Source organism: Streptomyces sp. NPDC059668 (genome assembly GCF_042734135.1).
Classification (GTDB): Bacteria; Actinomycetota; Actinomycetes; order Streptomycetales; family Streptomycetaceae; genus Streptomyces.
Genome location: NZ_JBHWEL010000011.1, coordinates 74,200 through 100,788, shown reverse-complemented (window position 1 = coordinate 100,788; position 26,589 = coordinate 74,200). Strand labels below are relative to the sequence as shown.

Sequence of the window (26,589 nt, the reverse complement as noted above, 5' to 3'; positions counted from 1 at the left end):
TCGTGTTCACAAGCGTATTGATGATCGAGAAAGCCCTGACATCCGCCGACATCGAATTCGTCACCACCTTGCACGGTGACGAGACGGTTGCCTTCCATGTGCTGCTCCAGCCGCGCGGCGACCAGGCGGACCGGCTGCTGCGGGCCATCGACGACGTGGCGCTGGGCGAGCTGGACGAGGCGGCCCACGAGCGCGAGACCCCGGAGGGCGAGGAGGCGGCCGGCCAGGGACAGCGGGCACTGGAGGTGTCGCTGGTGGCACTGCGCGCCTCCGGCAGCGAGGCCGAGGGCCGGCTCATCGAGGACCACCCGCTGGACGCGCTGAAGGGGCTGGTCGACGAGGTCGACGCGGACGAGGTGATCGTGCTGACCGACCCGCACTACGTGGAGGAGTTCTTCCACCGGGACTGGGCCTCGCGCGCCCGCCACAAGGTCGGCGTCCCGGTGCTGAAACTGTTCTCGCACAGCAAGGCATAGGCTGGGCCCTCACCGGCGTACCGCGCCGGACGCACCGCGGCGGCGGTCGCACGACCCCGTCGCCACACCTCTTGTCGCAATTCTTGTCGCACCACCTGGGGAGAGACACGCATGGCACCCGGCCTTCCTACCGCCATGGACCGACCGCACTTCATCGGGATCGGCGGAGCCGGGATGTCGGGCATCGCCAAGATCCTGGCGCAGCGCGGGGCGAAGGTGGCGGGCAGCGACGCGAAGGAGTCCGCGACCGCCGAGGCCCTGCGCGCGCTGGGCGCGACGGTGCACATCGGGCACGCCGCGGACCACCTGGCCTCCGACGCCACCTGTGTGGTCGTCTCGTCCGCGATCCGCGCCGACAACCCGGAGCTGGCCCGCGCCGCCGAGCTGGGTGTCCCGGTCGTCCACCGTTCGGACGCCCTCGCCCGGCTGATGGACGGCCTGCGCCCGATCGCGGTCGCGGGCACGCACGGCAAGACCACGACGACGTCGATGCTGGCGGTGTCGCTCTCGGAGCTGGGGCTGCGGCCCTCGTACGCGATCGGCGGCGACCTGGACGCCCCGGGCTCGAACGCGCTGCACGGCGAGGGCGAGATCTTCGTCGCGGAGGCCGACGAGTCGGACCGCAGCTTCCACAAGTACGCGCCCGAGGTGGCGATCGTCCTCAACGTGGAGCTGGACCACCACGCCAACTACGCGTCCATGGACGAGATCTACGAGTCCTTCGAGACGTTCGCGGACAGGATCGTCCCCGGCGGCACGCTGGTGATCTCCGCGGACAACGAGGGCGCGCGCGAGCTGACGCGGCGGCTGCCGGCCGGCGTGCGCGTGGTGACGTACGGCGAGTCGGCGGACGCGGACGTGCGTGTCCTGTCCGTCGTCCCCCACGGCCTGAAGAGCGAGGTGAGGGTGGAGCTCGACGGCTCGGTACTCACCTTCACGGTCTCCGTCCCCGGCCGCCACTACGCGCACAACGCGGTGGCCGCGCTGGCGGCCGGCGCGGCGCTGGGCGTCCCGGCCTCCGAGCTGGCCCCCGCGCTCGCCTCCTACACCGGGGTCAAGCGCCGCCTCCAGCTCAAGGGCGAGGAGGCGGGCGTGCAGGTCGTCGACTCGTACGCGCACCACCCGACGGAGATGACGGCGGACCTGGAGGCCATGCGCGCGAGCGTCTCCGGACGCATCCTGGTCCTCTTCCAGCCGCACCTGTTCTCCCGCACCCAGGAGCTGGCCAAGGAGATGGGCGAGGCCCTGTCGCTGGCGGACGCATCCGTGGTCCTCGACATCTACCCGGCCCGCGAGGACCCGATCCCGGGCGTCACCAGCGAGCTGATCGTCGAGGCGGCGCGGGCCGCGGGCGCGGACGTGACGCCGGTCCACGACAAGGCGGAGGCCCCTTCGGTCGTCGCGGGAATGGCGAAGCCCGGTGATCTCGTTCTCACCATGGGCGCGGGTGACGTGACCGATCTCGGCCCCGGGATCCTGGCCCGTCTGTCGAAGCAGTCACAGCGTTTGTAAGGGGTTGAGCTTCATGTCGTACGACATCGAAAAGCCGGACGAGCAGTGGCGCGCGGAGCTGACCCCGGCCGAGTACACCGTTCTGCGCCGCGCGGGCACGGAGCCGGCGTTCACCGGGGAGTACACCGACACCAAGACCAAGGGCGTGTACTCCTGTCGCGCCTGCGGTGCCGAGCTGTTCACCTCCCACGAGAAGTTCGAGTCGCACTGCGGCTGGCCGTCCTTCTACGACCCGAAGGACTCCGACGCGGTCGAGCTGATCGCGGACCGCTCGCACGGGATGGTGCGGACCGAGGTGCGGTGCTCGCGCTGCGGATCGCACCTCGGGCACGTCTTCGAGGGTGAGGGGTACGCGACCCCCACCGATCAGCGGTACTGCATCAACAGCATCTCGCTGCGGCTGGCGGAGGACGAGGGCTGAGCCCGACCCTCCTCGCGGTGTGGGGCCGGCCCGGCTGGCCGGCCCCTTCGGCGTCCGGCCGGAGACGATCGGCCCGACCGGTGTCCGTGGGGCCGGGTCAGCCGGCCGTCGGCAGGTCCACCCGGAACGTGGCCGGCGGGGTCCGCGGCAGCGCCCTGCGTGGCTCGTAGATCCCCGCCACCCGGCGCGCCACGAAAGCCTCCGCGTCGAAGGTGCCCGCCAGACCGGCGCTGCCCGGGGGGAGTTCGGCGACCACGACGGTCTGCGCCCGCTGCGGTACGAGAGGCGCGCCGTCCCGGGCCTGGAAGGTCCAGCCGAAGCCCGCCGGGCCCTCGTCGACGCCCGTGACGACGGGGAGCCGGTCGGCACGGCTGACGCTGCCGGAACGCGTGTGCCGGGCACCCACCCCGAGAAGCCTGGTCAGCGCGGTCCGGAACTCCGAACTGAAGCCCCGCGTCGCGGGGGGATCGGCGTACGTCAGATGCGGACGCAGCAGCATGAGGGGCGGCTGCGGTCGCAGCACGATCCGCACCCGGGCCGTCTCGTAGCGGCGCCCCGCGGGCAGTTCGCGCAGCATGAAGGTGAACTTGAGCAGTTCGAGCCGTCGCCGCCCGGAGCCGGCCCGTCTGTCCGCCATCGCGGGGAAGTCGGCCGTGGTGAGGCGGTAGTTGTCCACCTTCAGCAGTGTCACCCCACCCTCCTGGACGAAGCGGCTGCGGTCGCCGAGCAGCGCCTCGCCGACGAACAGGTCCCGTACGGCGACCGCCGGGCCGTCCCCGCGGGCCGCGTCGGAACCGCGGGGCTCGGACGGCGGGGTCTCCTCGCGCAGGAACCGCAGCCACTCCGGGGAGTCCGCCCCCGTGGAGCCGTCCTCGGTCATCGTGCTCACCCCAGTCCGTACAGCAGGAACGGTGACCACTCGTGTGGCCGGTACCCCTCGGCGGCCAGTTCCCGCTGCGCCCGGCACAGGGCGAGCGCGGGAGGACATCCACCGGCCGCGAGACGGCGATGGAACCCGTGCGAGATCTCGAAAGCGGCCGCTTCCTCCACCTCGCACAGGGTGAGGACGAGCGTCGTCGGCCCGGCGGCGAGGAAGGACCGCGACAGCCCGATCACGCCGTCCGCGCTCACCCGTCCGGCGCCCGTCCGGCACGCGGACAGCACGACGACGTCCCCCGGGACCCGCAGCCCCAGGACTTCCCGCGCGCGCAGTCTGCCGTCGTGCCCGCCGGTCGCGGCGAGCGCCACGAAGGAGTCGAGGGCGGAGTCGTCCAGGGCCACCGCGTGGGTGCCGAAGTGCACGACGGAGGGCGGCGGAAGGAGACCGCCGAGCGCCGTGACGGCGGCCGCCTCCCCGGTGCGCACCTCGGCCTGCGGATACAGGCCGGCGATCGCGGGGAAGCGACGCCGTGTCCAGCCCAGGGGCGCGAAGGCGGTACCGCCGTCGGGCGGATCCGGCAGCGGTTCCGGGTCGACCAGTGCGAGCAGCCGCGGCGACGGCCCCGGCCCGGACGCCCGTCGCTCGTGCAGCGCGGGGAGCAGCGCCAGCGCGGGGAGCAGCGCGACCGGGTGCCGCTCGACCAGGTACCGTCCGTCCGCCGTCCGCAGCGCCGGGAACGGCACCCGCAGAAGGTCCCCGTGCGGCACCACCGTCACCGTCTCGTCGGGGGCCGACGGCAGCCAGGAGCCGGGGACGGGGTCCCACAGCAGCGCGCCGAGGCCGCGGAGCACCTCGTCCAGCTCGCGGACCGAGTCGTCGTCGACCGCGCCCGGCGCGAGAGCGAGCCAGCGCGCGGCGAGTGCCCCGAGTCCCGCGGCGGGCAGCGGTCCGAGTGCGCGCAGGGTGCCGTCCGGCCGGGCGACCCAGATCAGCAGGACGTCACCGTGCACGGCGTACTCGACGACCGTGCGGCCGTGGCCGGCCAGTACCGACCGCAGCGCCGCCCGGGTCAGCCGCGGCGCGGCGGACGCCCCGGCCCGTGACGGCCACCGTGCACCGGAGGGGCCGAGCAGGTCGGCGAAGGCACGGGCGCGGCCGGCCTCGGAGGCGACCAGGGCGTCCTCGTGAGCGCCCTGGTCGAAGAGGTACAGGGTGAGGGCCGCGTAGAACGGGCGGCTCGCGTCGACGGCGTCGATCCGCGCGGTGTCCTCCGCCAGCCGGGACCGCCAGGCCTCCAGGAACCCGGGCAGGATCCGGGCACCGGCGCGCACCTCCTCCTCGTACTCCGGGCCGTACCCGGACGCCGCCGCCGTCGCCGTCAGCGTCCTGCGCACCTCCACGGCCGCGAGAAGGCAGTCCAACAGGCCTTGGTAGTCGCCGAGTTCGAGGGCGCACAGGGCCTGGTAGGGGGTCATGAAGACCAGGCTCGTCAGATCGGACACGACCCCTCCCGACCACGCGTCCGGCCGGCTCGCGGACGCCGCGTACAAGGCGGCCGTGCGGGTCAGCAGGGGCCATGCCTCGGCGTACCGGCGCTCCAAGACCAGCGTCTGGGCCAGCGAACGCGCCTCCGCGCGGTCGTCGGTGAGGACCTGCGGGGTGGCGTCGGGGACGGCGGGGACGACAGGGACGGCGGGGACGGCCGGCGCGAGGGGCGGAGCCGTGACGTCCGGCGGTGTACGGCTCGGCGGTGTGCGGCTCCCGGTGACCGTCGCCGTGTACCGCCGTGGTCCCGGCCACCCCGCCTTCGGGTTCGCCCACAGGCGTACGGTCCCGGTCACCGAGTCGCCGTGCAGCCGGAACTCGGCGGTGCCCGCGTCCGCCTCGCGGGGCAGCAGCAGGTGCGGCACGGGGTCCGGCCCGGGCCACGCCTCGGCGTCCGGCCACATCATCCAGTGCGGCAGCACACCGTCCCGGTGCTCGGGGCCGACCCGGACACCGACAGCGCCCGGCGAGTACCGCACCTCGCCGTCACCGGCTCCCGCCACCATCCAGAACGGTGCCCCAGGACGGGCCTCACCCTCCGCCGCGAGCGTGAACACCCCGCCCAGGATCAGTGTGCCGGGGAGTTCCGGCAGCGCCGTCCCGTCCAGCTCGGGCCGGATCAGGACCGTGTACGACACCTCGTCCCCGGCCGTCCCGTCCCCGGCCGTCCCGTCCCCGGCCGTCCCGTCTCCGTGCGGCTTCACCACAGGTCGTAGGGCCGGTCGCCGTCGAGCGTGTCGGCGACCGGCGTCACGGAGGGGGCGTCCGGGATCCGTTCGTCCACGGGGGCGGGGCCGCTGTCGCCGCCGGGCACGAAGAGCCAGCCGGGGGCCTCGAAGAGCTTCACGCGGAGCAGGTGCCGTACGAAGGAGTCACCGGGAAGACCGTGATGGCCGTGGCGCAGTACGTCCTGGTAGAGCCGGTCCGCCGCCACGAGGACCAGGTCCGCGGCTGGGTTGCGGCGCAGCGCGTCCCTGACCGGTCCGGCGTCGCACATCCGGAACGCCTCCACGACGGCGTCCCCCACATAGCCGTGGTCCGCGCGGTAGACCACCCCTTCGTGCAGGGCCATCCGCAGTCTGATCCGGATTCCGGGGTCCCGTGGACCGTTCACCCCGCCCAGCTCGGCCGTCACCGCCCGCAGGAAGGAGGCGAGCAGGAGCGGTTCGTCCACCTTGTCGCCGGTCGGCAGCAGCGCGAGCCCGCCGTCCCCCTGCGGTTGCACCTCGTACTCGCCCGGCGACAGACCCGCCCGGCCACAGGCGCCGTCGAGAAGTGCCTGGAGCCGGCGCTGCACGTCGAACTGCGCCTCCTGGCCGAGCCCGCTGTATCCCTCCACGTCGTACGCCACGCACACACGGCGGTTCCCCGGCGCTTCCAACCCCACTGCCCCCCAGGTCCGGTGGTGCAGCAACGGTAGCCCAACGTCGCCTGGACGAAGGGGAGTCAGGACAGTCGGAGGCGCTCGGTGCCGGGGCGACGGCAGCCGGGCCGGTGTCAGTGGCGGGCTCTACTGTGATGCAGCGGGAGATCCACGACGAGAGACAGGAGGTTCCCATGACGAACCTGCCCGATCGGCCGCACACCGCGCTGCTCGTCATCGACGTCCAGAACGGGGTGATGGCGGGAACACACGCGCGCGACGAGGTGATCGCGAACATCAACACCCTGGTCGACAAGGCCCGTGCGGAGGACGTGCCCGTGGTCTGGGTGCAGCACTCCGACGAGCACCTCGTGCGGGGCGGCGAGAGCTGGCGGTATGTGCCGGAGCTGGTCCGGCGGGACGGGGAGCCGCTCGTCCACAAGCTCTACGGCGACTCGTTCGAGAGCACCGAGCTGGAGGAGCTGCTCGCCGAGCGCGGTGTGGGCCGGATCGTGGTCACGGGCGCGCAGACCGACGCGTGCATCCGCGCGACCCTGCACGGCGGACTGGTCCGAGGGTACGACGTGACGCTGGTCGGCGACGCGCACACGACGGAGGACCTCACGGCGTACGGCGCACCGCCCCCGGACCAGGTGATCGCGCACACCAACCTCTACTGGCGCGGGGAGCTCGCGCCCGGTCGTCGCGGCGGGACCGTCGACACGGCCGAGGTGACGTTCGCGGCGTACTGAGCGACGCGCCGCTACCGCCGGTCCCGCGCGGAGGAGGCGATCAACTCGTCGATCAGGGTGATCAGCACGTCCCGGCACGACCCCCGCTCGCGCGCGTCGCACAGGAGCACGGGGGTGCCCTCCGGCAGGGCCAGGGCGTCCCGGATCTCCTCGGGTGTGTACGGATGCCGTCCGTGGAAGCCGTTGACGCCCACGACGAACGGGATACCGCGGCGCTCGAAGAAGTCGACGGCGGCGAAGCTCGACTCGGGCCGGCGCACGTCGACGAGGACCACGGCCCCGAGGGCACCGATGGCGAGGTCGTTCCACATGAACCAGAACCGCTGCTGGCCGGGGGTACCGAAGAGGTACAGGACCAGTTCGGGGCTGAGGGTGATGCGGCCGAAGTCCAGGGCCACGGTGGTCGCCCGCTTCGCCTCGATGCCGTCGAGGTCGTCGACGTCCAGACCGGCCGAGGTGAGGGGTTCCTCGGTACGCAGGGGCACGATCTCGCTGACCGATCCCACCATGGTGGTCTTGCCGACCCCGAACCCTCCGGCGATCAGGATCTTGACCGCTTCGGGCGCTTCGGGTGCCGCGGGTACCTCTGGTCCTTCGGTCGCTGTGGGTACTTCGGGTGCCGAAGTCCCTCGCGTGGCGGGGTCAGAGCCGGCCAAGGCCGTCCCTCACTTTCTGCAACAGGTCCGGATCCGGGGTGCGGGAGACGAGACGCGGCGCCTGGACCGTGATCCGGCCCGCCTCCAGCAGATCGCAGAGCAGGATGACGACGACGCTCACCGGGAGGTCGAGCTGGGCGGCGAGTTCCGCCACCACGACCGGCCGCGCGCACAGCCGCACGATGCGCTGGTGCTCGGGCTGCGACCGGGCGGACCCCTCGGGCGGCGGGTCCACGGCGGTCACCGACGTGATGAGGGTGAAGTCGGCGCGGCTGGGCCGGGTTCGGCCTCCGGTCAGCGTGAACGGCCGTACCAGACGGCCGGCCGCGTCGCCTTCGCTCACCTCACTCGCCGTCGTCGGCGGCGGAGATGCCCGCACGCGGCGCTGCCCTGAGGTGCTCGCCGATCTTCTTCACCAGCATGTTCATCTGGTACGCCACCACGCCGACGTCCGCGCCCTTGTTGGTGAGCACGGCGAGATGGGCGCCGGGTCCCGCGGCGGTGAGGATCAGATAGCAGTCGCGCATCTCGATGAGCGCCTGCCGGACGGGTCCGCCGCGGAAGTCCATGCTGACCCCCTTGCTCAGGCTCATCAGCCCGGACGCGGTCGCCGCCAGCCGCTCGGCGTCGTCGCGGACGAACGCCGTGGACTTGCTGACGACCAGTCCGTCCTCGGACAGCACGACGGCGTGGTTCACGTCGGCCACCCGTTCCACCAGTCCGGTGAGCAGCTGGTCGAGCTGGCTGTGTGTGGCGGGGCTGGGGCGTGTCATGTCTCAGTCCTTCAGGAGCGGTCTGCGGGCGGAGTCGACGAGCGGTCTGCGGGCGGGCCCGGCGAGTGGCCCGCGGACGGGGGCGACGCGCGCTCCGCAGGCGTGGTCCGGGAGCGGTCCACGGCGGGCACCCGGTCACCCGGCTCCTCGGACGTGTTCTCCTGCCCTCCTTGTGCGGTGCGTGCGCCGCGTGTGCCGCGTGCGATACGGCCGTACGCCGCCTCGTCGGCGTCGGCGTCGGCGTCGGTGTCACGGGCTCGGAGCGTGCCGCGCTGGAAGCCGGCGAGTGACGAGGCCGCCCGTTCCGCGGTGAAGTCGGTCGAGCCGTCCGCGTCCTGGGCGCCGGTGTCCGCCGGCCCGGCGTCCTCGCGCAGTTCGGTGGCCAGGCTGGTCTGGGGAACCCGGCGGGGCAGCGGGGTGAGTCCATCCCGCCGGACGGCGGTCGCGGTCGTGGCGGTGCCGGACCGGGAGGCGGTGGGGTCGGCGGTGCGGACCCGGGCGGCGGGCCGTGCCTCTCCCGTGCGCTCGTGCGAGGGCCGGCTCTCGACGGACGCGCCGTCCGGGCTCGTCGCGGTCTCCGCCGGCTCGGGTCCGCCGGCGTCCGCCGGAGCCGCGGGGTCCGTGTCCGGAGCGGACGGTCCCGCTGTCTCGCACACCACGATCTCGTGCGGGATCAGCACGATCGCGGTGGTCCCGCCGTACGGCGAGGACCGCAGGGTGACGCCGATGCCGTGCCGGGTGGCGAGCCGGGCGACCACGAACATGCCCAGCCGCAGGTCGTCGGCGAGCGCCACCACGTCGAACTGGGGAGCCACCGCCAACTGGGAGTTGAACGCCGCGTAGTCCTCCTCGGACAGGCCCAGACCGCGGTCCTCGATCTCCACGGCCAGTCCCTTGGCCACCATCGCGGCCCGCACGCCCACCGGACTGGGCGCGGGGGAGTAGGCGGTGGCGTTGTCGATGAGCTCGGCCAGCAGGTGGATGACGTCCGCGACCGCGGGCGGGGTGAGGTACACCTCGTCGTCGGCGTGCACCTCCACCCGCTGGTACTGGGCGACCTCGCCGACGGCACTGCGCAGGATGTCGATCAGCGCGACCGGTTCGGTCCAGCTGCGCCGGGGCTGCTCTCCGCTGATGATGACGAGGTTCTCCTCGTAACGACGCAACTGGCTCGCCGTGGAGTCGAGTTCGTACAGCCCCTTGAGTATCCGCGGGTCCTGGTGCTCGCGTTCCAGCGCGTCGAGCTTGCTGAGCTGCAGGTTGACCAGGTTCTGGCTCTGCCGGGCGATGCCCAGGATCACCTTCTGGAAACCGCGTCTGGTGTCGGCGAGTTCCACCGCGGTGTGCACCGCGGTGCGCTGCGCGATGTTGAAGGCCTGTGCCACCTGCCCGAGTTCGTCCCCGCCGTAGTCCAGCGGCGGGGTGGCGAGGTCCACGTCCACCTTCTCGCCCCGGTCCAGCCTGGAGACCACGTCGGGCAGCCGCTCCTGTGCCAGGCTGAGCGTGGCCAGCCGCAGGCCGCGCAGCCGCCGGGAGAGGGAACGCGTGATGCGCCACGACATCACGACGCACAGCAGCAGGGCGACGAGTCCGCCGGCGCTCAGCGCGGCCGCCTTGACCAGCAGGCCGTCCGCGTTGTCGGCACTGCGGTCCAGCAGTCCCGAGGTCTGCTGCCGGATCAGGTCTGCGTACTGGCCGGAGATCCTGGTGAGCGCGGCGTTCCAGCGCCGGCCCGCGTCCGGCAGCTCGACCGTCCGGGCCACCGCGCCGTGTGCCGTACGGGCCGCGATCACCTGGTCCTCGACGGCCTCCAGCGTCTTCCAGTCCTGGCTCTGCAGGATCCGTTCGACCCGGGCCTTCACGGCGCCGTCCAGGGAGGAGAGGACCTGGCCCCGGAAGACCCAGCGGCGTACGTCGACGAGTTGCGCGAACTGTGTCCACGCCTTCTCACCGAGCTTCCCCGAGGGCCAGGCCAGCGCGAGTTCGGCGTCCTCCTGGGCGACCAGCTCCGCGCCGCTGCCCAGCGCGATCAGCGGGCCGGCCTGCGAGGTGAGGTCGCCGTCGTCGACCTGGGAGAGCTCCTGGAAGGCGTGCATCTGGCCGTCGATGATCCCGGTGTACTGGTCCAGCACCTGCTGGGCGGTGATGTCGGTGGGGTGGTCCACCTGTCCCCGGTAGTACTCCAGGCTTCCCACCGACGCCAGGACCGAGTACAGCCGCTCCCCGATCCGGGCGGGCGCGTTCTTGATGTCGTCCGAGCGGCGCACCAGCTTCGCGACGGCCTCGTCCGTCCTCGCGCGCTGCCGGTCCAGCGCCGTCCGCGAACCGTGCGGCGAGGCCAGCCACGCCGCCGACAGACTGCGCTCCTGCTGCAACGCGAGCGTCGCGTCGGTGCCCATCGCGCCCGTGGACCGGCTCAGTTCGGTCTGCGACCGCAGCCGCAGCCCCTCCGAGAAGATCTGTGTGGTCGTCACCCCCCACATCGCGGCGAGGGTCACGCTGGGGACCAGCGCCAGCAGGATCAGGGAGAGACGTATGGAGCCGAGACGGCGCCGGGCACCTGTCCGTGGAGACATCGTCGTCCTAGTGCGATCAGCGAGGGGGGAGGAGCGGTTCGGCGGACGGGCGGCGGGTGACCGCGTGTCCGGTACGGCTGGGGGTGCGCAGGATGCTATCCGTACAAGTGCCCGCACGTACCGTGAGTGTCCGAAAACCTGGGGGCCCGTGGTGACGCCCGGACCGCCGCGGACGAGCGGCGGGGCCGGCTCAACGGGTGCCGTCGGCGGCGAACTTGGCCACCGAGGCGACGTTCTCCTTGGTGACGAAGGCCGGTCCGGTGAGCACGGGCGCGGTTCCGCCGCCGCTGAAGTTGCCGTTGGATTTGTAGAGCCAGAGCGAGTCCACGGCGAGATAGCCCTGAAGATAGGGCTGTTGGTCCACCGCGAACTGCACGTCCCCGCTCTGCACGGCCTTCACCAGGCTGCTGTTGAGGTCGAAGGTGGCGACCGCGGCTCTGCTGCCCGCCTGCTTCACCGACTTCACCGCGCCGAGCGCGAACTGCGCGCCCATCATGACGACTTCGTCGATGCCCGGGTCCTGCCGCAGTCTGGCGGTGACGGAGGCGGTGACGGCCTTCATGTCCGTGCCGTTCACGTAGAGCAGGTCGGTGTCGCCGGCGAACGCCTTCTTCACACCGGCGCAGCGCGCCTCCAGGGCGACGTTGCCCTGCTCGTGGATGACGCACAGGGCGTGCTTGGCCTTGAGTTCGTCCAGCTTGTCGCCGAGCGCCCGGCCCGCGACGCTCTCGTCCTGGCCGAAGTACTCCAACAGGCCTTCGGACCGCCAGGCGTCGATACCGGAGTTGAGGCCGACCACCGGTATGCCCGCCGCCTTGGCCTCGGTGACGGCGCTCTTCATCGCCTCCGGCTTGGCCAGGGTCACCGCGATGCCGTCGACCCGGTCACGGACCGCGTCCCGCACCAGGCTCGCCTGCCCCGCGGCGTCGGAGTCGCTGGCGTAGGTGAGGGCGATGTCGTCCTTCGCGGCCGCCGCCTGCGCGCCCCTGCGCACCATTTCCCAGAAGGCGTCTCCGTCGGCGCCGTGGGTGATCAGGGCGACCTTGATGTGGCCCGTGCCCGCCTTCCCCGCCGCTCCGGTGCTCGTGCCGGTCTCCGGTCCGCCGGAGCACGCCGCCAGGAGCAGCGCGCCGGCGACGGCGGCGACGAGGACGGTGCCGTGCGTGGATCCGGGGGAGTGGTGAGGTGTGGGGGGCGTGTTCATCGGAGTGCGGCACCTCGCTGTGCGGCCCGGCAGACGGACGGGGGGTGAGAGAAGTCGGCGCGGTCATCGGGCTGTTGTGCGCCGACTGTCGGACTTTCGTTGGGCCGGAGCCAATCGTGTGTGACGCGCGGCCGTCAAGTGAGCGGTCATGAGCGGGGAGTGCGCACGGTCGAGTCCAGGCCTCCCAGGAGCCCACTTCGTCACCGTCTTGACAGGTGACGGGCGGCCTGCGAGGATCGGCCGAAACGCTCATGACGGGGAGGCCGGGATGACAAGTGGCGAGCAGGGGCCGGGCACGGCCGAGGCGGCGGTCCGGCGGGCTCGGTTCGGCGCGCTTCCGGAGCGGATACGCCTGGAGGACACGGTCGAGGAACGTCCGGCCACGGCGCCGGATCCGGCGCGGGACGCGTACGACGAGAACGAGTGGCTCGTCCGCACATGCCTGTGAGGCCCCGCTCCGGCTGATCGGCGCGGGTGTCCCGACGGTCACCCGTCGGCAGGGCGATGAGAATCCAGAACACGTCTTTCCGCGCGGAGGGGCGTACGAGGACACGGTCCGCCGCGTCGTGAACGGCCCGGCGGTCCACCACCGCAACCCTCCCGAGCCCTTCCGCCCCGGTCAGGGGACCGGCAGCGCCTGCTCGGCCCAGATCGTCTTCCCGGCACAGGTCGTCCGGGTCCCCCAGCGGTCGGTGAGCTGGGCGACCAGGAGCAGACCGCGACCGCCCTCGTCGTAGGTGCGGGCCCTGCGCAGATGGGGAGAGGTGGTGCTGGCGTCGGAGACCTCGCAGATCAGGGCGCGGTCGCGGATGAGCCGGAGCTGGATCGGCGTGCCGCCGTAACGGATGGCGTTGGTGACCAGTTCGCTGACGACCAGTTCCGTCACCATGGCGATCTCGTCGAGTCCCCAGCGCGCCAGCCGCTCGGTCGCGTACTTCCGGGCGTCGGCGACCACCGCCGGATCGGCCGGCAGGTCCCACAGGGCCACCTGCTCGGCGTCCAGGGCGCGGGTACGGGCCAGCAGCAGGGCCACGTCGTCGGTGGGACGCTGGGGCAGCAGGGCCTTGAGCACGTTGTCGCAGACGTCCTCCAGATTCCCGGCGGGCGTCGCCAGCGCCTCGCCCAGGGCGGTGGTGGCCGTGTCCACGTCCAGGTCGCGGGCCTCGACGAGACCGTCGGTGAAGAGGGCGAGCACGGTTCCCTCCGGCAGGACCAGCTCGGTGGACTCGAACGGGAGGCCGCCGACCCCGAGCACCGGTCCCGCGCTCACCTCGACGGCCCGGACGGTTCCGTCGGGGAACAGGGCGACCGGCGGCGGGTGCCCGGCGGAGGCGACCGTGCAGCGCCGCGACACCGGGTCGTAGACCGCGTACAGGCAGGTGGCGCCGATCTCGCCGCCCACCGCGTCGTCGTCGCCCGTCAGATGCCCGACCAGGTCGTCGAGGTGGGTGAGCAGCTCGTCCGGGGGCAGATCGACGTCGGCCAGCGTCCACACCGCCGTGCGCAGCCGGCCCATCGTCACCGAGGCGTGCATGCCGTGCCCGACGACATCGCCGACGACCAGCGCCACCCGGGTCCCGGACAACGGGATCACGTCGAACCAGTCGCCGCCGACACCCGCCCGGGACAGCGCCGGAAGATAACGGGAGGCGAACTCGACCGCCGCCTGGCCCGCCATCGCCCCCGGCAGCAGACTGCGCTGCAGGGCCAGCGCGGTGGCGCGCTCCTTGGTGTACCTGCGGGCGTTGTCCACGCAGACGGCCGCCCGGCCGGCCAGCTCCTGCGCCAGCGTCGCGTCGTCGTGGTCGAAGGGGTCGGGATTCTCGGCGGTGAGCAGCCGGGCGAAGACCGCCACCCCCAGGGTCGTGCCCCGCGCCGCCAGCGGTACGGCCATCAGCGAGAAGGCGCGGTGGGCCGCCTGGTGCAGCTTGGTGGACCGGGAGCCGTGCTGCGCGAGCCAGGTGTCGACACCCGGATCGCCACTCCCGGCGAGCACCGCACGACCGCTGGCCAGGGCCCGGGCCGGCGGGGAGAAGGGCGGATAGACGTCCGCCGCGCCCAGGTCGATCGCGGCCTCCGGCACCCCGGGGGTGCGGGAGTGGTGGGCGACGCGGCGCAGCTCCACCGCGGCGTCCACCGGCCCCACGGCCGGTTCCTCGCCCCGGAGCACCGAGTCCAGCAGGTCCACGCTCGCGAAGTCCGCCAGCTTGGGCACCGTCAGCTCGGCCAGTTCCCGGGCGGTGTGGATCACGTCCAGCTTGGTCCCGATGCAGGTGGCGGCCCTGTTCAGCAGGGCGAGCCGCTGTCGTGCCCCGTACTGCTCGGTGCTGTCGAACGCGGCCAGCCCGACCCCGAGCAGCTCGCCGCCCGGCTCCCGCAGCGGCCACATCTCGACGTTCCAGGCGTGCGTGCGCGGCCCGGAGGGGGAACGGGTCCAGCTCTCGTAGCGGACCGGCCGTCCGGTCTCGACCACCTTGCGCAGATGGTGCAGGAAGCCGCGGCTGAGTTCCGCGTTCTCCACGGTGTCGGGAAAGAAGCGGCGGCGCACCTCGGCCTCCCGGACCCCCAGGATCCGGCATGCCGTGTCGTTCATCCGCAGGTACCGCTGTTCGGTGTCGAAGACCGACATCGGCATCGAGGACTGGGTGAAGGCCAGCTCCCCCAGCATCCGGCCGAGTTCGTCCGGCGCGGCGGTGATGACGTATCCCCGCTGCTCCCCGTGCTCGCCCTGGAGGGGGCAGACCCGCAGGTCCAGTTCGCTCCGCCGGCCGTCCCAGTGCCGTACGGCGACGATCGCGCCGCGGCTCGTGCGCAGGCTCTGCCAGGCCGCGGCGGCGTCCCCGTCCACCAGGGCCGACACCGGACGTCCGGCGATCTCCGCTGCGGCGTAGCCGGTCAACAGGCGGGCGCCCTCGCTCCAGCCCCTGACGACGCCGTGGGCATCGACCACCACCATGGCGTCGCCTCTCGCGGCCGCGCGCCCCGCATCGCCCGGCAATGTCACCATATGTACAAGGATGCGGTGATCGGGCAGTCGCATCAACCCAGGGACCGGAGCGGGCATCGGTCGGGCCGGGCTCCCCCCTCGGCCGCGGCTCGGTCGCCCGGCGCCCGCCCCGGCCGTCCGCCGTCCTGGGGCCGGCCGGGGCGGGCGTGGTCACCGGGCCCTTCCGGGCCGTCGGGCCTACGCCTTCGTCGCCGTGGTGTGCCGCTGCCGGCGCCCGCGCAGCAGGCGCCGGCGCGGCTCCTGGTCCGGAAGCCAGCCGAAGGCCATGCAGCTGCCGACCGCTCCGAGGAGCAGGCCGAGGAAGAAGCCGCCGAGGTTGGAGGTGAGCCAGGTGCCGAGCGAGAGGAGGATGCCGAGCAGCGAGTAGAACAGGCGCTGCGCCGGGTTGAAGAGGATCAGCAGACCGCACACGAGCATGACCGTCGGCAGCAGGTAGCCCGCCACGCCCTGCATGCCGATGTGCATGACGACCTTGAGGGACGCCTTCTCGGTCAGGAGGATCTCCGCCCCGCCCAGGGTGAGCAGCAGCCCGCCCCAGAAGGGGCGGCGCGCGCGCCACTGCCGGAAGCCCGCCCTCGGATCCCGGAGCCGGGACATCAGCAGCCCGTGCCGCTGAACCGGAGCTTGAGGCCCGGAAGCTTGAACACGGCGGCGGTGGTCGCGTAGTTGGTCTGCCGCAGGTTGCCGATGTGGACGGTGTCCGCCTGCTGGCTGAAGACGCCCTTGTTCCCCTGGACGCCGGCCTTGTCGAGCGTGCTCGCGTCGTTGCCGATCTCGATGTTCCCGAAGGACGCGTCGCCCGACAGCTCGGTCGAGTCGGTGGTCAGGTCGGTCGCCTGCACCTTGTCCGAGCCGCCGCCCGCGGTGATGACCAGGTTGGTGCCGCCCAGGTCGACGCTCTGGCAGAGCTTGGTGAGCGTCGCGTTCTTGATGGCGGAGGTGACGACCAGGACCTGGCCGCCGGTGTCGCCGGCGTTCGGACTGTCCTCGGCCATGTTGTCGAGGTTCCCGAACTGCTCGAAGCCGGTGCCGTTCAGCTCCGTGGCCGTCACGACGAACGGCATGCCGGAGATGGCGAACTGCACGCCCAGGGCGCCCTGGGCGGTGAGGATCATCAGTCCCGCGGCGATCACGGTGGCGGGCACCGCCATCACCGCGGCGCGGCGCAGACGGACCCGCCCGCGTCGGTCGGAACCGCTTTCGGGGTTCTCGGGGGTGGGACCGGTGGACGCCGTGGCGTCCGAGGACGAGGCCATGTTCTGCTCCCTGGACATAGTCAACGCAGGTGCGGCTTGAGCGGCACGTGTCCTGGCGCGGACAGGGCTGCCACGTACGCCTCCTCGCAACTCCCGGCGGTCGCAAGGGCTTTCTCGTTACGCGGCAGTAGCCTTCCTGGAAGTTACCGGGGGTTACATTCGTGGGTCAAGGGAGTTGTGGCAAGCGGATGTCGATTGTGTGGCATCTGTGTGCACGGCTTCCCACGGCCGGCCCGCTGACCTCCAACTTCCGTACCGGGCCTTGACGTTGACTATCCATCAGGTCTACAACTCAGCCTTGTTTCCGATGGATCCGTGGCGCCGGGTCCGTCAGCACGGCGCATGTCACCCTCCCGGCCCCCGCCCCCCGCGGCGGGGCGTGCGTGACACCTCCGAACGTCCCGTGCGCACCTTCGTCACCGTCGTCCACCCCCCACCCCCCCACGGCACCGACACGGCCGCCTTCCCCCTCGGGGCCGTGCCCGGTAGCCCCTCGCCGCTGCCGGTCCGTCGCGTACGGAGAAGACGTCACGGGCCGGCAGTGGCCGCCGGCTCCACGTCCACCGGGACGGCCAGGACCATGCCCCCCGGTGAGCCCGGGACCGCACCTCTCTCCGAAACCAGGCCCCGCACCCCCGTCAGATCAGAAAGAGGCACCCCCATGCGTACGCGATCCCTGTTCGCCCTCGTCGGTGTCGCCGCGGCCCTCTCGGTCTCCGCGATCTCCCCCGCCTCCGCCGACGACACCCCCGTGCTCACCGCGGGCGGCGCCGCCGTCGGCACCGGCGATGTGCTCACCGCCTCGCTGGCGAGCGGCACCAAGGCCACCCTCTACTCCAGCAGCACCGGCACGAGCGGTGTCTCCTGCGCCGCGTCGGCGTTCACGGCCACGGCCACCGACAACCCGACGGCTCCCGGCACCGCCACCGAGTCGCTCACCGCCCACACCTTCGGCAGCTGCACCAGCAACGTCATCGGCGTGCTCGGTGTCACCGGTGTCACGGTCAACAACCTCCCGTACACCACCACGGTCGCCTCCGACGGCACGGTCACCGTCACCCCGGCCGCCGGCTCGACCATCCAGACCACCGTCGTGCTGCGCACCCTCCTCGGCAGCATCACCTGCGTCTACCAGGCCCCCAGCCTGACCGGCACGGCGAGCAACACCGACAACAGCATCACCTTCACCAACCAGCAGTTCGCGAAGGCCTCGGGCTCGTCCCTGTGCTTCGGCAACGGCTACTTCACCGCCAAGTACGCGCCCGTCACCGACACCACCCAGCCGGGCAGCCCGGTGGTCACCGTCAACTGACCGGCCACCGGGCCCCGGTCACCGCCGGCGTCGCAGCGTGATCGCGACGCCCGCGGTGAGCAGGAGGGCCGCCGCTCCCCCCGCCCCCGCGACGAGGGGGAGCGAACCGCTGCCCCCGGACGAGGTGTCGGCGGCCGGAGTGAGGTGGTCGGGCGCGGACACCTGCGCCGCTGACGGCACGGCCGACCGCGAGGGCGTCGGGGACTGTGCGGCCGCGGACTTCGTCGGCTCCGCGGTCTTCCCGGTCGCACGGCCGGGTGCGGTCGTCCGCGGCGCCGGTGCCGTGGTCGGCGCCGTCTTGCCGCCCGCGCCACGGGCGGCGGCGGGGAAGACCACGTCCGAGCACGAGTAGTAGGTGTCCGTCGTGCTCGTGTTCTGCCAGATCGTGTACAGCATCTGACGGCCGGTGCGGTCGGACGGCAGGGTGGCCCTGATCCGGTACGCGCCGTTCACCAGCGCCGGGTCGGTGGCCGTGGCGAACGGCTTCGTCGGCAGGTCGGACCAGGTCAGCGGCTTGGACGGGTCGTAACCCGGCTTGCTCAGATACAGCTTGAAGGTCCCCGTGTGCGGAATCGTCGAACTGTAGGAGAGGGTGAAGGCCGCGCCCGGTGTCATCCGGGTCGAGGGCCAGTCGGCGCGGGCGAGGTCGAGCCCCTTGTAGGCGGGCAGGTTTCCGCTGCACAGCTTCCCGTCGGGGATCAGCTGCCGGTCCCTGCCGTTGACGCCGGCGACCCGGAGGTTGTCCCACGCGGTGAAGGGCGCGCCGTTCGCGGTGATCGCCGCCCGGCAGGCCGCGGTGCGGTTGTCGGCGCCGCCCTCGGGGGAGCAGGCCACCACCCGGCTGACCGGATCCGTCGGCGCCCCGTGCGCCTGGGCGGGTCCCGCGGCCCACGTCAGCAGGGACAGCGGGGCCGCCGCGGCGACAGCGGCCGCGACGGCGGTGCGGTGTGCGGTCATCCGGTGGGTCTCCTCGACGGCTGGGGATGCGGGTGCGGCCGTGCCGCCTCTCGCGGCGACGGCCACAGGGCTGCCTCGCGCGATGGCCGCGGAGCTGCACTGCACGGTGAAGTACGGCGGCGCGCGGCCGTGTGTTCAGACCCGCCGTACGGGGCGGGCGGCCGGGTGTCCGGATCCGGGGTGCGGGGTGGTTCGTCAGGTGCCCGGGTCGGGGTCCCGGTCCGGGCTGCGGGGGGTGTGCTGCCGGTCGGGGAGGGGACACCCGCGGGTGGGGCCGCCGCCTGGCAGGGGAGCGGCGACGCGTTGCCGCGGCCCGCCGACGGCTCGGCCGGTACCGCGGACCCAGCCGGTACGGTGAGCCGCATGCCTGAGCCCGCCGATTCCTCCCGTTCCGCCGAACCCGCCGCTCTCGCCGACGCCCCCGTGATTCTCGGCGACGTACCGGGCTCGTTCCCCCGGAGCGTGCTGGCCGAACGGCACCCGGCGCTCATCCGGAAGGTGCGGGACGCCTTCCCGTACGGCCCCGAGCGGCAGCGCGCGCTCGACGCCCTGCTGAAGAACTCCGCCGAGGGCGTCATGGAACCGCTCGGCGCGCGGGCGCGGGACCACGGGCAGTGGGAGGTCTGGGGCGGCCGGGAGTACTTCGGCCGGTCCTGGTACGAGGTGCCCTTCCTCTGGTCCGAGAGCTACTTCTACCGCCAACTCCTGGATGCCGTCGGCTACTTCGAACCCGGTCCCTGGCAGGGCGTCGACCCCTTCCGGCCGTTCAAGCTCGCCGAGCTCGACACCCCCGGGGCGGACGGGGAACTCGCCGCACTCGACGGGCTCGCCGGCCGGCCCGCGGCGGAACAGGAGGAGGCGCTGCTGCTCGGCTCGTTGTGGGGCAACCGCGCGGACCTCGGGTTCCGTCTCGCGGCCACGGACGACGACGCGGCCCCCGACTCCCAACTGGTCGTGAACGACAGCGAGTCGCTGCGCTCCCTGTTCGCCGGCGGCACCCTCTGCGTGGTCGCGGACAACTCAGGCCGGGAACTCGTCCCCGATCTGCTGCTCATCGACCACCTCCTGCGCGGCCGTCGCGTCGAGCGGGCCGTCCTGCACGTGAAGCCGTACCCGTACTACGTCTCGGACGCCACGACCGCCGACGTGATCGACGCCCTGCGCCGCCTCACCGCCGCGTCCGGGGCGGCCGGAGCGGCGGGCCACCGTCTGTGGTCGGCGATGACCGACGGCCGCCTCGCGGTCCGCGCCCACCCCTTCTCCTGCGCGCCGCTCCCCTACGCCGACATGCCGGACGACCTGCGCCGGGACTTCGCCGAGGCGGACGTCACCGTCATGAAGGGCGACCTGAACTACCGTCGCCTCGTCGGTGACCGGCACTACCCGGCCACCACCCCGTTCGCCACGACGACCGCCTACTTCCCGGGCCCGGTGGCCGCCCTGCGCACGCTCAAGTCCGACGTGGTCGTCGGCCTCGACCCCCGCACCGAGACCGCGCTCGTCGCGGCCCAGGAGCAGCGCTGGCGCACCGGCGGCACCCATGCGCTGATCCAGGTGCGGCGCTGAGACCCCCGGGGCTCCACCTCGTCCTCATCCCACCCGCACGGGAAGTGACTTGAGGCCGTTGATGAAGTTCGAGACCAGGCGCCGCGGGGTTCCGGCCGTGGACAGGGACGGCAGGGCGCGCAGCGACTCCTCGTAGAGCACCCGGAGTTGCAGCCGCGCGAAGTGCGCGCCCAGACAGACGTGCGGCCCGTCGCCGAAGGAGACGTGGGGGTTGGGGGAGCGGGCCAGGTCGACCCGGTGCGGGTCGGTGAAGACACGTTCGTCGTGGTTGGCCGAGGCGTGGAAGACGACCACCTTGTCGCCCTCGCGGATGCGCTGCCCCGCCAGTCGGGTGTCGACGGCGGCCGTACGGCGGAAGGTGAGGACGGGCGGGTGCAGACGCAGCAACTCGTCCACGGCCGTGTCGAGTCCGACCTTCCCGGCGCGCAGGGCGGCGTACGCGTCCGGATGCCGGGCGAGCGTCAGAAGACCACCCGGCGCCGCGCTGCGCACGGTGTCGTTGCCGGCGACCGTGAGCAGGAAGAAGAACATCTCCAGTTCCTCGGGGGCGAGTTCGGGATCGGTGGCCAGCGTGGTCAGCACGTCGTCGCCGGGACGGTTCCTTTTGTGGAGGGCCAGCCGGTGCGCGTAGGCGAACATGTCCCCCAGCAGGGCCGGGGAGCGCGGATCCACGGGCCTGCCCTGCGCGTCGAGGACGGGCTCGCCCGCCTCGTCGGGGTCCTGGTAGCCGATCACGCGGCGCGTCCAGTGGAGCAGCAGGCCGCGGTCGCTCTCCGGAACGCCGAGCAGGTCCGCGAGGTTGAGCAGGGCGTAGTCGTCGGTGACGGCGGCGACGAGATCGCAGCGTCCGTCACCCGCGCGCGCCTCGCGGACGGCGCCCTCGAGCAGGGCGCGGGCCCGGGCGCGGACGACCGACGTGAAGAGCTCGATCCGGCGGGGTGTGAAGGCGCGGCTGACCAGACGCCTCAGCCGGCCGTGGTCCGGGGGATCCTGATTGAGCATCATCCGCCGGATGAACGGCAGGTCGTCCGGGTCGGGATCCCGGATCTGGGTCGCTCCGAGACACGAGGAGTACGTCGCCGGGTCCTTGAGCACCCGGACGACGTCCGCGTGCCGGGTCACCGCCCAGAACCCGGTACCGGCGGGCCAGCCGAGCACCTCGGGTTCGTCCTGCCAGGCCACGGGGTGATGGTCGCGCAGCGTGCGGTAGGCGCTGTGCGGGACCCCGTCGGCGTACCGCCGGGGGTCGAAGACGTCGGGGACGGGCGGTGCGGCCTCCCGAAGGGTCACGCCCCGCTCCCGGCCCTGTCGGCGTCCGCTTCCTCCGCGCGCAGGAACGCCTCCACCACGCCGATCAGGTCGAGCGGACTCTCGTCCATCGCGTAGTGCCCGGTCCCCGCCAGTTCGTGGAGTTCGGCGCCCGGGTACCAGCGCATCCAGGTCTCCCGCATCAGGGCCGCCGACAGGGCGGGGTCCAGCGCGCCCGTCACGGCCAGCGCCGGTACCCGTGCGCCCTCGACCTCGGTGTGGAAATCCGCGCCGGCCCATGAGTCCAGATAGGCACGGAACGCCTTCGCGTCGCTGAGCGCCAGCGACCGCGCCACCATCCGGTCCAGCCAGGCCGCGGGGAGCCGGCCGCCGGTCGTGACGTCCATGATGGTCCGCCGGTTCTCCGGCCGGTGCGCCGCGTTCGCGAACAGCTCCCACTGGTCCTGCGGCAGCGGCAGCCCCGACGCGGGCACCGGCGAGACTCCGACCAGCCGGCGCAGCCGGTCCGGGACGAGCGTCAGCACGCGCTGCGCGACGGCGCCCCCCATCGAGTGGCCGATCACCGAGAACCGCGCCCACCCCAACCGGTCGGCCAGCGCGACGACATCGGCGGCCGCCTCGGAGGTCGTGTACGCGCCCCCGACGTCCCTCGCCTCCCCGTAGCCGCGCAGGTCGACCAGCGCGTACTGGAACGTGGCGCGGTCGAGGTCGGGCAGCACCGCCGCGTACGCGGACCGGTCGGCGAACCAGCCGTGCACGGCGATCACCTTGTGGGCGCCGTCGCCGTGCACTTCATGAGGAAGCACGAAGGAGGTCATGCGCCCACGGTGACGCCGGCCGCCCCGTCCGGCAAGACCACCCACGAACGCCCGCCCCCGCTGGATCCGCCGTTCCGACCGGGGCCGCCGGGAGGCGGCATTTCGTAGGGATTCACGCGATGGTGTGATCATGTCCTGGTGGGTGGATGTGCCCGGAGGGCCATGGGTAGGGCCCGGCCATGACGCAGCCGTTCGAACTCCCGCACTTCTACATGCCGTACCCCGCGCGGCTGAACCCGCATCTCGACGAGGCGCGTGCCCACACGGTCGAATGGGCCCGGGGCATGGGCATGCTGGAGGGCTCCGGCATCTGGGAACAGTCCGACCTCGACGCCCACGACTACGGCCTGCTGTGCGCGTACACCCACCCCGACTGCGACGGCCCGGCCCTGTCGCTCATCACCGACTGGTACGTGTGGGTCTTCTTCTTCGACGACCACTTCCTGGAGACCTTCAAGCGCACCCAGGACCGCGGGGGCGGCAAGGCCTACCTGGACCGGCTGCCCCTCTTCATGCCGCTGGACCTCTCGACCCCCGTGCCGGAACCGCGGAACCCGGTCGAGGCGGGCCTGGCCGACCTGTGGGCGCGCACGGTGCCCTCGATGTCCCTCGGGTGGCGCGAGCGCTTCGCGGTCTCCACCGAGCACCTGCTGAACGAGTCGATGTGGGAGCTGTCCAACATCAACGAGGGGCGGGTCGCCAACCCCGTCGAGTACATCGAGATGCGCCGCAAGGTGGGCGGCGCCCCCTGGTCGGCCGGGCTCGTCGAGTACGCGACCGCCGAAGTGCCCGCCCCCGTCGCCGGGTCGAGGCCGCTGCGGGTCCTGATGGAGACGTTCTCGGACGGCGTGCACCTGCGCAACGACCTGTTCTCCTACCAGCGGGAGGTGGAGGAGGAGGGCGAACTCAGCAACGGCGTCCTCGTCCTGGAGACCTTCTTCGGCTGCACCACCCAGCAGGCCGCCGAGACCGTCAACGACATCCTCACCTCGCGTCTGCACCAGTTCGAGCACACGGCCCTGACCGAGGTCCCCGCGCTCGCCGTGGAGAACGGGCTCACCCCGGACCAGGTCGCGGCGGTCGCCGCGTACACCCAGGGTCTCCAGGACTGGCAGTCGGGCGGCCACGAGTGGCACATGCGCTCCAGCCGGTACATGAACGCGGGCGCCCTGGACGAGAACCGGCCGTGGGGAGCCGGGAGCCTCGGCACCTCCGCGGTGGACGTCGGCGCCCTGCTCTCCGCCGCCGGGGCGGAGCGACTGCGCGCGTACACCCATGTCCCGTTCCAGAAGGTCGGCCCGTCGCTGCTGCCCGACTTCCTGATGCCGTTCGAGGTGACGCTCAGCACCCACCTCGACGGTGCCCGGCGCCGCCTCACCGACTGGATGCACGCCATGGGCATGCTCCAGGAGGGTGTCTGGGACGAGGACAAGCTGGACGCGTACGACCTCCCGCTGTGCGCGGCCGGCATCCATCCGGACGCCGCCGCGGACGCCCTCGACATCAGCTCGCAGTGGCTGGCCTGGGGCACGTACGGGGACGACTACTACCCGCTCGTCTTCGGCAACCGCCGCGACCTGGCCACCGCCAAAGTGGTCACCGCGCGTCTGTCGGCCTGCATGCCCGTCGACGGCGAGGAGGTCCCCGTCCCCGCCAACGGCATGGAGCGCGGCCTCATCGACCTCTGGCGGCGCACCGCCGCGGGGATGGACACCGACGAGCGGCGGCAGTTCCGGTCCGCGGTCGACGCGATGACGGAGAGCTGGGTGTGGGAGCTGTCCAACCAGATCCAGCACCGCATCCCCGATCCGGTCGACTACCTGGAGATGCGCCGGGCCACCTTCGGCTCGGAGCTCACCATGAGCCTGTGCCGGCTGAGCCACGGCCGGAAGGTCCCGCCCGAGGTCTACCGCAGCGGTCCCGTCCGGTCGTTGGAGAACGCGGCGATGGACTACGCGATGCTCCTGAACGACGTCTTCTCGTACCAGAAGGAGATCGAGTACGAGGGTGAGATCCACAACGGCATCCTCGTCGTCCAGAACTTCTTCGGCTGCGACTACCCGACCGCACTCGGTGTCGTCCATGACCTGATGACCCAGCGCATGCAGCAGTTCCAGCATGTCGCCGCCCATGAACTGCCCGTCCTGTACGAGGACTTCAAGCTCTCGGGGGAGGTGCGCGAGATCATGGAGGGGTATGTCGGGGAACTGCGGAACTGGTTGGCCGGAATCCTCAAGTGGCACCAGGACTGCCGCCGTTACGGCGCCGAGGACCTCGCCCGCCGTGCCCACGGCTTCGTACCGGACCTGGTACCCGGGGTGCCTTTCGGCGGTCCGGGAGCCGGCCCCGCACCGGTCCCCGCCGCTCCCGCCGGCTTCCCCGCGCTCGTCCCCGTCCTTCCCACGGTGCCGGCACCGGCGGCCGGGGCCGTGCCCGCGTTCCGACCGCCCGCCGGGGTGGTGGCCGGCGGCACAGGGGGGTTCAGGCTTCCGAGGGGAACGGGAGCGGCCGCCGAGTTCACCCTGTCGCCGGACCCCGGGGACGCTACGGACTCACCGCGTCCGCCGGAGGCGAAGGGTCCGGTGAGTCCGACGGCTGCGACGGATCGGATGACGGACCGGACGTCACCGTCCGCCCCGGCGGTGCCGCAGCCGAGCTGACACCGGCCATCTCCTCGGCACGGCTCCGCTCGGCGGCCGCCCTGGCCGCCGCGGAGAGGCTCGTGAGCAGCTCATCGGCGGCCGCGGTGACGCCTCGGACCTCCTCCGTGAGCGTCGCGTCGACGGTGGCGGCCCGGGCGAGCGCGTCGTGCTCCCGGACGACGTACACGCCCAGGTTGGTGTCCCGCCACCGTGCCGTCGTGTCGTCGCCGGGGTTCGCCAGGGTGTCACGCAGCGACGCCAATGTGCGGGCCGCCTGCCCGAACTGGCCCTCCTCCCGCTCCAGCCGGGCGAGTCCGAGGAGGGCCGAGACACGGTCGTGGGCCTCGGCCCGGAGCGGCACGTGCAGACGCCGGGCGCGCAGGGCCTGGAAGCCGTCGCCCAACCGCTCGAACTCGCGGGCGAGGAACCCAGTGGGTCCGCGAGCCGGCGGTCCGGGGCCCCGCCCGCGCGCTCGGCGGCGTACACACGCAGGTCGAGATCGTCCAGCGCCCGGATCAGCGCCACGCGGGCGAGTTCGACCAGGCCCTGCTCGCGGGCGAGGCCGGTCCAGGTGAACAGCGGCTCGTCCGCCGGATCGGTGCCGAAGAACGCGTCGTCGAGATCGCGCGCCCACCTCAGCAGTTCGGCCGGTTCCGCGCCGGGCTCGGGCACGCCGCCCAGTCCGCACCAGGTGTCGAAGTCCGTCTCCCGCACCTCCAGCAGCAGCGGCAGGTCATCGGCGAGACCGTGCAGCCCCACCAGGACGGCGGCGAGGCGCAGTTCGTCGGTCATGGACGCCTCGGCCTCGTGGCGCAGCAGGTGCCGCAGCAGCGGCAGGTCGCTCTCGCGCCGGTCGAACTGGGCGGCCCGCAGCGCGAGCGCGCGCCGCGTCCCGTCCCCGGCCACCCCGTCCCACGCGGTGCCCGCCCGCAGCAGCGCCAGGTCGGCGCGGCCCCGCGCGAGGACCGTCTCCCACAGCGGCGGACGGGGGTGCGGGTCCAGCAGGTCGTGGGCGCCGCCCTCCTCGGCGCCCAGCAGCAGGAAGTCGGGCTCGGTCCGCAGCAGGGCGGCGTGCAGCAGCCCGACGAGCTCCACGGGAGAGCGCTCGGGCAGGCCGAGCCCGGCCCGCAGCTCGCTCCGCTCGGCGTCGATCCCGTAGGACTCCCGGATCTCCTCCTCCGTCCGGGCGACCGCCGCGAGGATTTCCTCCTCCCCGTCGGACGGCGCGAGCCGCAGGTGGTCGTGCCAGCCGGGCAGCCCGACCAGGACCTCCAGGGCCTCGTCCACGCTGTCGCCGATGACTCCGGCCGAGCCCTCGGAGCTCGCGTACAGCACGGAGCCGTCCCCGCACACGAAGTACGTGCCCCCCGTGTCGTCGCCCGCTATCGGCTCCAGCGGACCGCCGGAGGCGAGCCGTACCTCCTCGCCGTGGACCGCCCGGCCGAGGTCGAAGGAGAAGGGGAACGCGGCCAGTTCGGCCAGGTGCGGGTTCTCCCGCAGCAGACGCAGAGCACGATCGGTCATGTCACCGAACGTAACAGCCGCCACCGACAACGGGACTTCGGGATGCGGCCGGGTGCCGCCCGGGCGGTGGCTCCCGCGGC

At 72.7% G+C, this 26,589-nt stretch carries 23 protein-coding genes; 8 read left to right on the top strand and 15 right to left on the bottom strand.

The features are described from left to right. The first annotated feature begins 2 nt into the window (after window positions 1–2). The 3 genes from ACFV2J_RS11555 to msrB all read left to right on the top strand — a co-directional run bounded on the left by ACFV2J_RS11555 (window position 3) and on the right by msrB (window position 2,409). Window positions 3–476 (top strand): indole-3-glycerol phosphate synthase, encoded by a 474-nt coding sequence (locus ACFV2J_RS11555; RefSeq protein WP_385081988.1) that lies wholly within the window; start codon window positions 3–5, stop codon window positions 474–476. 111 nt (window positions 477–587) lie between these two features. After that, complete coding sequence (gene murC / locus ACFV2J_RS11550; RefSeq protein ID WP_385081989.1) at window positions 588–1,988, top strand: UDP-N-acetylmuramate--L-alanine ligase; 1,401 nt, start codon at window positions 588–590, stop codon at window positions 1,986–1,988. A gap of 13 nt (window positions 1,989–2,001) precedes the next feature. Further along, window positions 2,002–2,409, top strand: coding sequence for a peptide-methionine (R)-S-oxide reductase MsrB (gene msrB, locus ACFV2J_RS11545; protein ID WP_385081990.1), 408 nt, complete (start codon window positions 2,002–2,004; stop codon window positions 2,407–2,409). A gap of 97 nt (window positions 2,410–2,506) precedes the next feature. Here msrB and ACFV2J_RS11540 read toward each other — a convergent pair whose 3' ends face one another. Genes ACFV2J_RS11540 through ACFV2J_RS11530 form a run of 3 tightly spaced genes read right to left on the bottom strand, consistent with a single transcriptional unit; the run spans window position 2,507 to window position 6,185 of the window. After that, window positions 2,507–3,298 (bottom strand): hypothetical protein, encoded by a 792-nt coding sequence (locus tag ACFV2J_RS11540; protein WP_385081991.1) that lies wholly within the window; start codon window positions 3,296–3,298, stop codon window positions 2,507–2,509. After that, on the bottom strand, window positions 3,295–5,541 hold the full coding sequence (locus tag ACFV2J_RS11535) for a CHAT domain-containing protein (protein WP_385081992.1): 2,247 nt from the start codon (window positions 5,539–5,541) through the stop codon (window positions 3,295–3,297). The genes ACFV2J_RS11540 and ACFV2J_RS11535 overlap by 4 nt, the downstream gene beginning before the upstream one ends. Further along, entirely contained in the window at window positions 5,535–6,185 is a 651-nt protein-coding gene (locus tag ACFV2J_RS11530; protein ID WP_385081994.1) for a hypothetical protein, read from the bottom strand. Before ACFV2J_RS11530 ends, ACFV2J_RS11535 begins: the two co-directional genes overlap by 7 nt. Before the next feature lie 206 nt (window positions 6,186–6,391). Here ACFV2J_RS11530 and ACFV2J_RS11525 point away from each other — a divergent pair, with 206 nt between their 5' ends. Next, window positions 6,392–6,949 carry a cysteine hydrolase family protein gene (locus tag ACFV2J_RS11525; RefSeq protein WP_385081995.1) on the top strand — a complete coding sequence of 186 codons (558 nt, stop codon included), beginning with the start codon at window positions 6,392–6,394 and terminating at the stop codon, window positions 6,947–6,949. 11 nt (window positions 6,950–6,960) lie between these two features. Here ACFV2J_RS11525 and ACFV2J_RS11520 read toward each other — a convergent pair whose 3' ends face one another. The 5 genes from ACFV2J_RS11520 to ACFV2J_RS11500 form a co-directional block, all read right to left on the bottom strand. Next, on the bottom strand, window positions 6,961–7,605 hold the full coding sequence (locus ACFV2J_RS11520) for an ATP/GTP-binding protein (RefSeq protein WP_385081997.1): 645 nt from the start codon (window positions 7,603–7,605) through the stop codon (window positions 6,961–6,963). After that, window positions 7,592–7,948 carry a DUF742 domain-containing protein gene (locus ACFV2J_RS11515; protein WP_385081998.1) on the bottom strand — a complete coding sequence of 119 codons (357 nt, stop codon included), beginning with the start codon at window positions 7,946–7,948 and terminating at the stop codon, window positions 7,592–7,594. The genes ACFV2J_RS11520 and ACFV2J_RS11515 overlap by 14 nt, the downstream gene beginning before the upstream one ends. Before the next feature lies 1 nt (window position 7,949). Further along, window positions 7,950–8,378, bottom strand: coding sequence for a roadblock/LC7 domain-containing protein (locus ACFV2J_RS11510; protein WP_385081999.1), 429 nt, complete (start codon window positions 8,376–8,378; stop codon window positions 7,950–7,952). Window positions 8,379–8,389: 11 nt separating this feature from the next. Beyond that, on the bottom strand, window positions 8,390–10,954 hold the full coding sequence (locus ACFV2J_RS11505) for a nitrate- and nitrite sensing domain-containing protein (protein WP_385082000.1): 2,565 nt from the start codon (window positions 10,952–10,954) through the stop codon (window positions 8,390–8,392). A 190-nt stretch (window positions 10,955–11,144) separates the two neighbouring features. Continuing rightward, window positions 11,145–12,158, bottom strand: a complete 1,014-nt coding sequence (locus ACFV2J_RS11500) for a substrate-binding domain-containing protein (RefSeq protein WP_385082001.1) — start codon at window positions 12,156–12,158, stop codon at window positions 11,145–11,147. 268 nt (window positions 12,159–12,426) lie between these two features. Here ACFV2J_RS11500 and ACFV2J_RS11495 point away from each other — a divergent pair, with 268 nt between their 5' ends. Next, window positions 12,427–12,606 carry a hypothetical protein gene (locus tag ACFV2J_RS11495; RefSeq protein WP_385082003.1) on the top strand — a complete coding sequence of 60 codons (180 nt, stop codon included), beginning with the start codon at window positions 12,427–12,429 and terminating at the stop codon, window positions 12,604–12,606. A 171-nt stretch (window positions 12,607–12,777) separates the two neighbouring features. On the opposite strand, the gene ACFV2J_RS11490 is transcribed toward ACFV2J_RS11495, so the two are convergent. From ACFV2J_RS11490 to ACFV2J_RS11480, 3 genes are all read right to left on the bottom strand, one after another. Continuing rightward, complete coding sequence (locus ACFV2J_RS11490; protein ID WP_385082004.1) at window positions 12,778–15,165, bottom strand: SpoIIE family protein phosphatase; 2,388 nt, start codon at window positions 15,163–15,165, stop codon at window positions 12,778–12,780. Window positions 15,166–15,342: 177 nt separating this feature from the next. Next, window positions 15,343–15,762 (bottom strand): DUF6114 domain-containing protein, encoded by a 420-nt coding sequence (locus ACFV2J_RS11485; RefSeq protein ID WP_385438287.1) that lies wholly within the window; start codon window positions 15,760–15,762, stop codon window positions 15,343–15,345. Next, the gene (locus ACFV2J_RS11480; RefSeq protein ID WP_385082006.1) at window positions 15,762–16,421 is read right to left on the bottom strand and encodes a DUF6230 family protein; all 660 of its coding nucleotides are present in this window, start codon (window positions 16,419–16,421) and stop codon (window positions 15,762–15,764) included. Before ACFV2J_RS11480 ends, ACFV2J_RS11485 begins: the two co-directional genes overlap by 1 nt. Before the next feature lie 661 nt (window positions 16,422–17,082). Here ACFV2J_RS11480 and ACFV2J_RS11475 point away from each other — a divergent pair. Beyond that, a complete protein-coding gene (locus tag ACFV2J_RS11475) occupies window positions 17,083–17,733 on the top strand; it encodes a Tat pathway signal sequence domain protein (protein ID WP_385082007.1) in 651 nt (216 codons plus the stop codon). An 18-nt stretch (window positions 17,734–17,751) separates the two neighbouring features. Here ACFV2J_RS11475 and ACFV2J_RS11470 read toward each other — a convergent pair whose 3' ends face one another. After that, entirely contained in the window at window positions 17,752–18,690 is a 939-nt protein-coding gene (locus tag ACFV2J_RS11470; protein WP_385082009.1) for a lytic polysaccharide monooxygenase, read from the bottom strand. Window positions 18,691–19,053: 363 nt separating this feature from the next. Here ACFV2J_RS11470 and ACFV2J_RS11465 point away from each other — a divergent pair, with 363 nt between their 5' ends. After that, window positions 19,054–20,256: a damage-control phosphatase ARMT1 family protein gene (locus ACFV2J_RS11465; protein WP_385438282.1), complete on the top strand. Its 1,203-nt coding sequence runs from the start codon at window positions 19,054–19,056 to the stop codon at window positions 20,254–20,256. 24 nt (window positions 20,257–20,280) lie between these two features. Here the strand turns inward: ACFV2J_RS11465 and ACFV2J_RS11460 are convergent, their stop codons facing one another. Together ACFV2J_RS11460 and ACFV2J_RS11455 are read right to left on the bottom strand one after the other, a co-directional pair. Further along, on the bottom strand, window positions 20,281–21,546 hold the full coding sequence (locus ACFV2J_RS11460; protein ID WP_385082012.1) for a cytochrome P450: 1,266 nt from the start codon (window positions 21,544–21,546) through the stop codon (window positions 20,281–20,283). Next, window positions 21,543–22,343, bottom strand: a complete 801-nt coding sequence (locus ACFV2J_RS11455) for an alpha/beta fold hydrolase (RefSeq protein ID WP_385082013.1) — start codon at window positions 22,341–22,343, stop codon at window positions 21,543–21,545. The genes ACFV2J_RS11460 and ACFV2J_RS11455 overlap by 4 nt, the downstream gene beginning before the upstream one ends. A 179-nt stretch (window positions 22,344–22,522) precedes the next feature. Between ACFV2J_RS11455 and ACFV2J_RS11450 the strand changes: the two genes are divergently transcribed. Then, window positions 22,523–25,003: a germacradienol/geosmin synthase gene (locus ACFV2J_RS11450; protein ID WP_385438279.1), complete on the top strand. Its 2,481-nt coding sequence runs from the start codon at window positions 22,523–22,525 to the stop codon at window positions 25,001–25,003. Here the strand turns inward: ACFV2J_RS11450 and ACFV2J_RS11445 are convergent. Continuing rightward, on the bottom strand, window positions 24,968–26,509 hold the full coding sequence (locus ACFV2J_RS11445) for a hypothetical protein (RefSeq protein WP_385082016.1): 1,542 nt from the start codon (window positions 26,507–26,509) through the stop codon (window positions 24,968–24,970). The genes ACFV2J_RS11450 and ACFV2J_RS11445 overlap by 36 nt on opposite strands. Window positions 26,510–26,589 lie beyond the last annotated feature (80 nt).

Excerpts from the sequence above, each read along its gene's own strand:
- ACFV2J_RS11525 (WP_385081995.1), top strand. The coding sequence starts at position 6,392 with ATGACGAACCTGCCCGATCGGCCGCACACCGCGCTGCTCGTCATCGAC.
- ACFV2J_RS11490 (WP_385082004.1), bottom strand. The coding sequence starts at position 15,165 with ATGGTGACATTGCCGGGCGATGCGGGGCGCGCGGCCGCGAGAGGCGAC.
- ACFV2J_RS11445 (WP_385082016.1), bottom strand. The coding sequence starts at position 26,509 with ATGACCGATCGTGCTCTGCGTCTGCTGCGGGAGAACCCGCACCTGGCC.
- ACFV2J_RS11505 (WP_385082000.1), bottom strand. The coding sequence starts at position 10,954 with ATGTCTCCACGGACAGGTGCCCGGCGCCGTCTCGGCTCCATACGTCTC.
- ACFV2J_RS11485 (WP_385438287.1), bottom strand. The coding sequence starts at position 15,762 with ATGTCCCGGCTCCGGGATCCGAGGGCGGGCTTCCGGCAGTGGCGCGCG.
- ACFV2J_RS11465 (WP_385438282.1), top strand. The coding sequence starts at position 19,054 with ATGCCTGAGCCCGCCGATTCCTCCCGTTCCGCCGAACCCGCCGCTCTC.
- ACFV2J_RS11455 (WP_385082013.1), bottom strand. The coding sequence starts at position 22,343 with ATGACCTCCTTCGTGCTTCCTCATGAAGTGCACGGCGACGGCGCCCAC.
- ACFV2J_RS11470 (WP_385082009.1), bottom strand. The coding sequence starts at position 18,690 with ATGACCGCACACCGCACCGCCGTCGCGGCCGCTGTCGCCGCGGCGGCC.
- ACFV2J_RS11475 (WP_385082007.1), top strand. The coding sequence starts at position 17,083 with ATGCGTACGCGATCCCTGTTCGCCCTCGTCGGTGTCGCCGCGGCCCTC.
- ACFV2J_RS11510 (WP_385081999.1), bottom strand. The coding sequence starts at position 8,378 with ATGACACGCCCCAGCCCCGCCACACACAGCCAGCTCGACCAGCTGCTC.
- ACFV2J_RS11480 (WP_385082006.1), bottom strand. The coding sequence starts at position 16,421 with ATGGCCTCGTCCTCGGACGCCACGGCGTCCACCGGTCCCACCCCCGAG.
- ACFV2J_RS11495 (WP_385082003.1), top strand. The coding sequence starts at position 12,427 with ATGACAAGTGGCGAGCAGGGGCCGGGCACGGCCGAGGCGGCGGTCCGG.
- msrB (WP_385081990.1), top strand. The coding sequence starts at position 2,002 with ATGTCGTACGACATCGAAAAGCCGGACGAGCAGTGGCGCGCGGAGCTG.
- ACFV2J_RS11450 (WP_385438279.1), top strand. The coding sequence starts at position 22,523 with ATGACGCAGCCGTTCGAACTCCCGCACTTCTACATGCCGTACCCCGCG.
- murC (WP_385081989.1), top strand. The coding sequence starts at position 588 with ATGGCACCCGGCCTTCCTACCGCCATGGACCGACCGCACTTCATCGGG.
- ACFV2J_RS11500 (WP_385082001.1), bottom strand. The coding sequence starts at position 12,158 with ATGAACACGCCCCCCACACCTCACCACTCCCCCGGATCCACGCACGGC.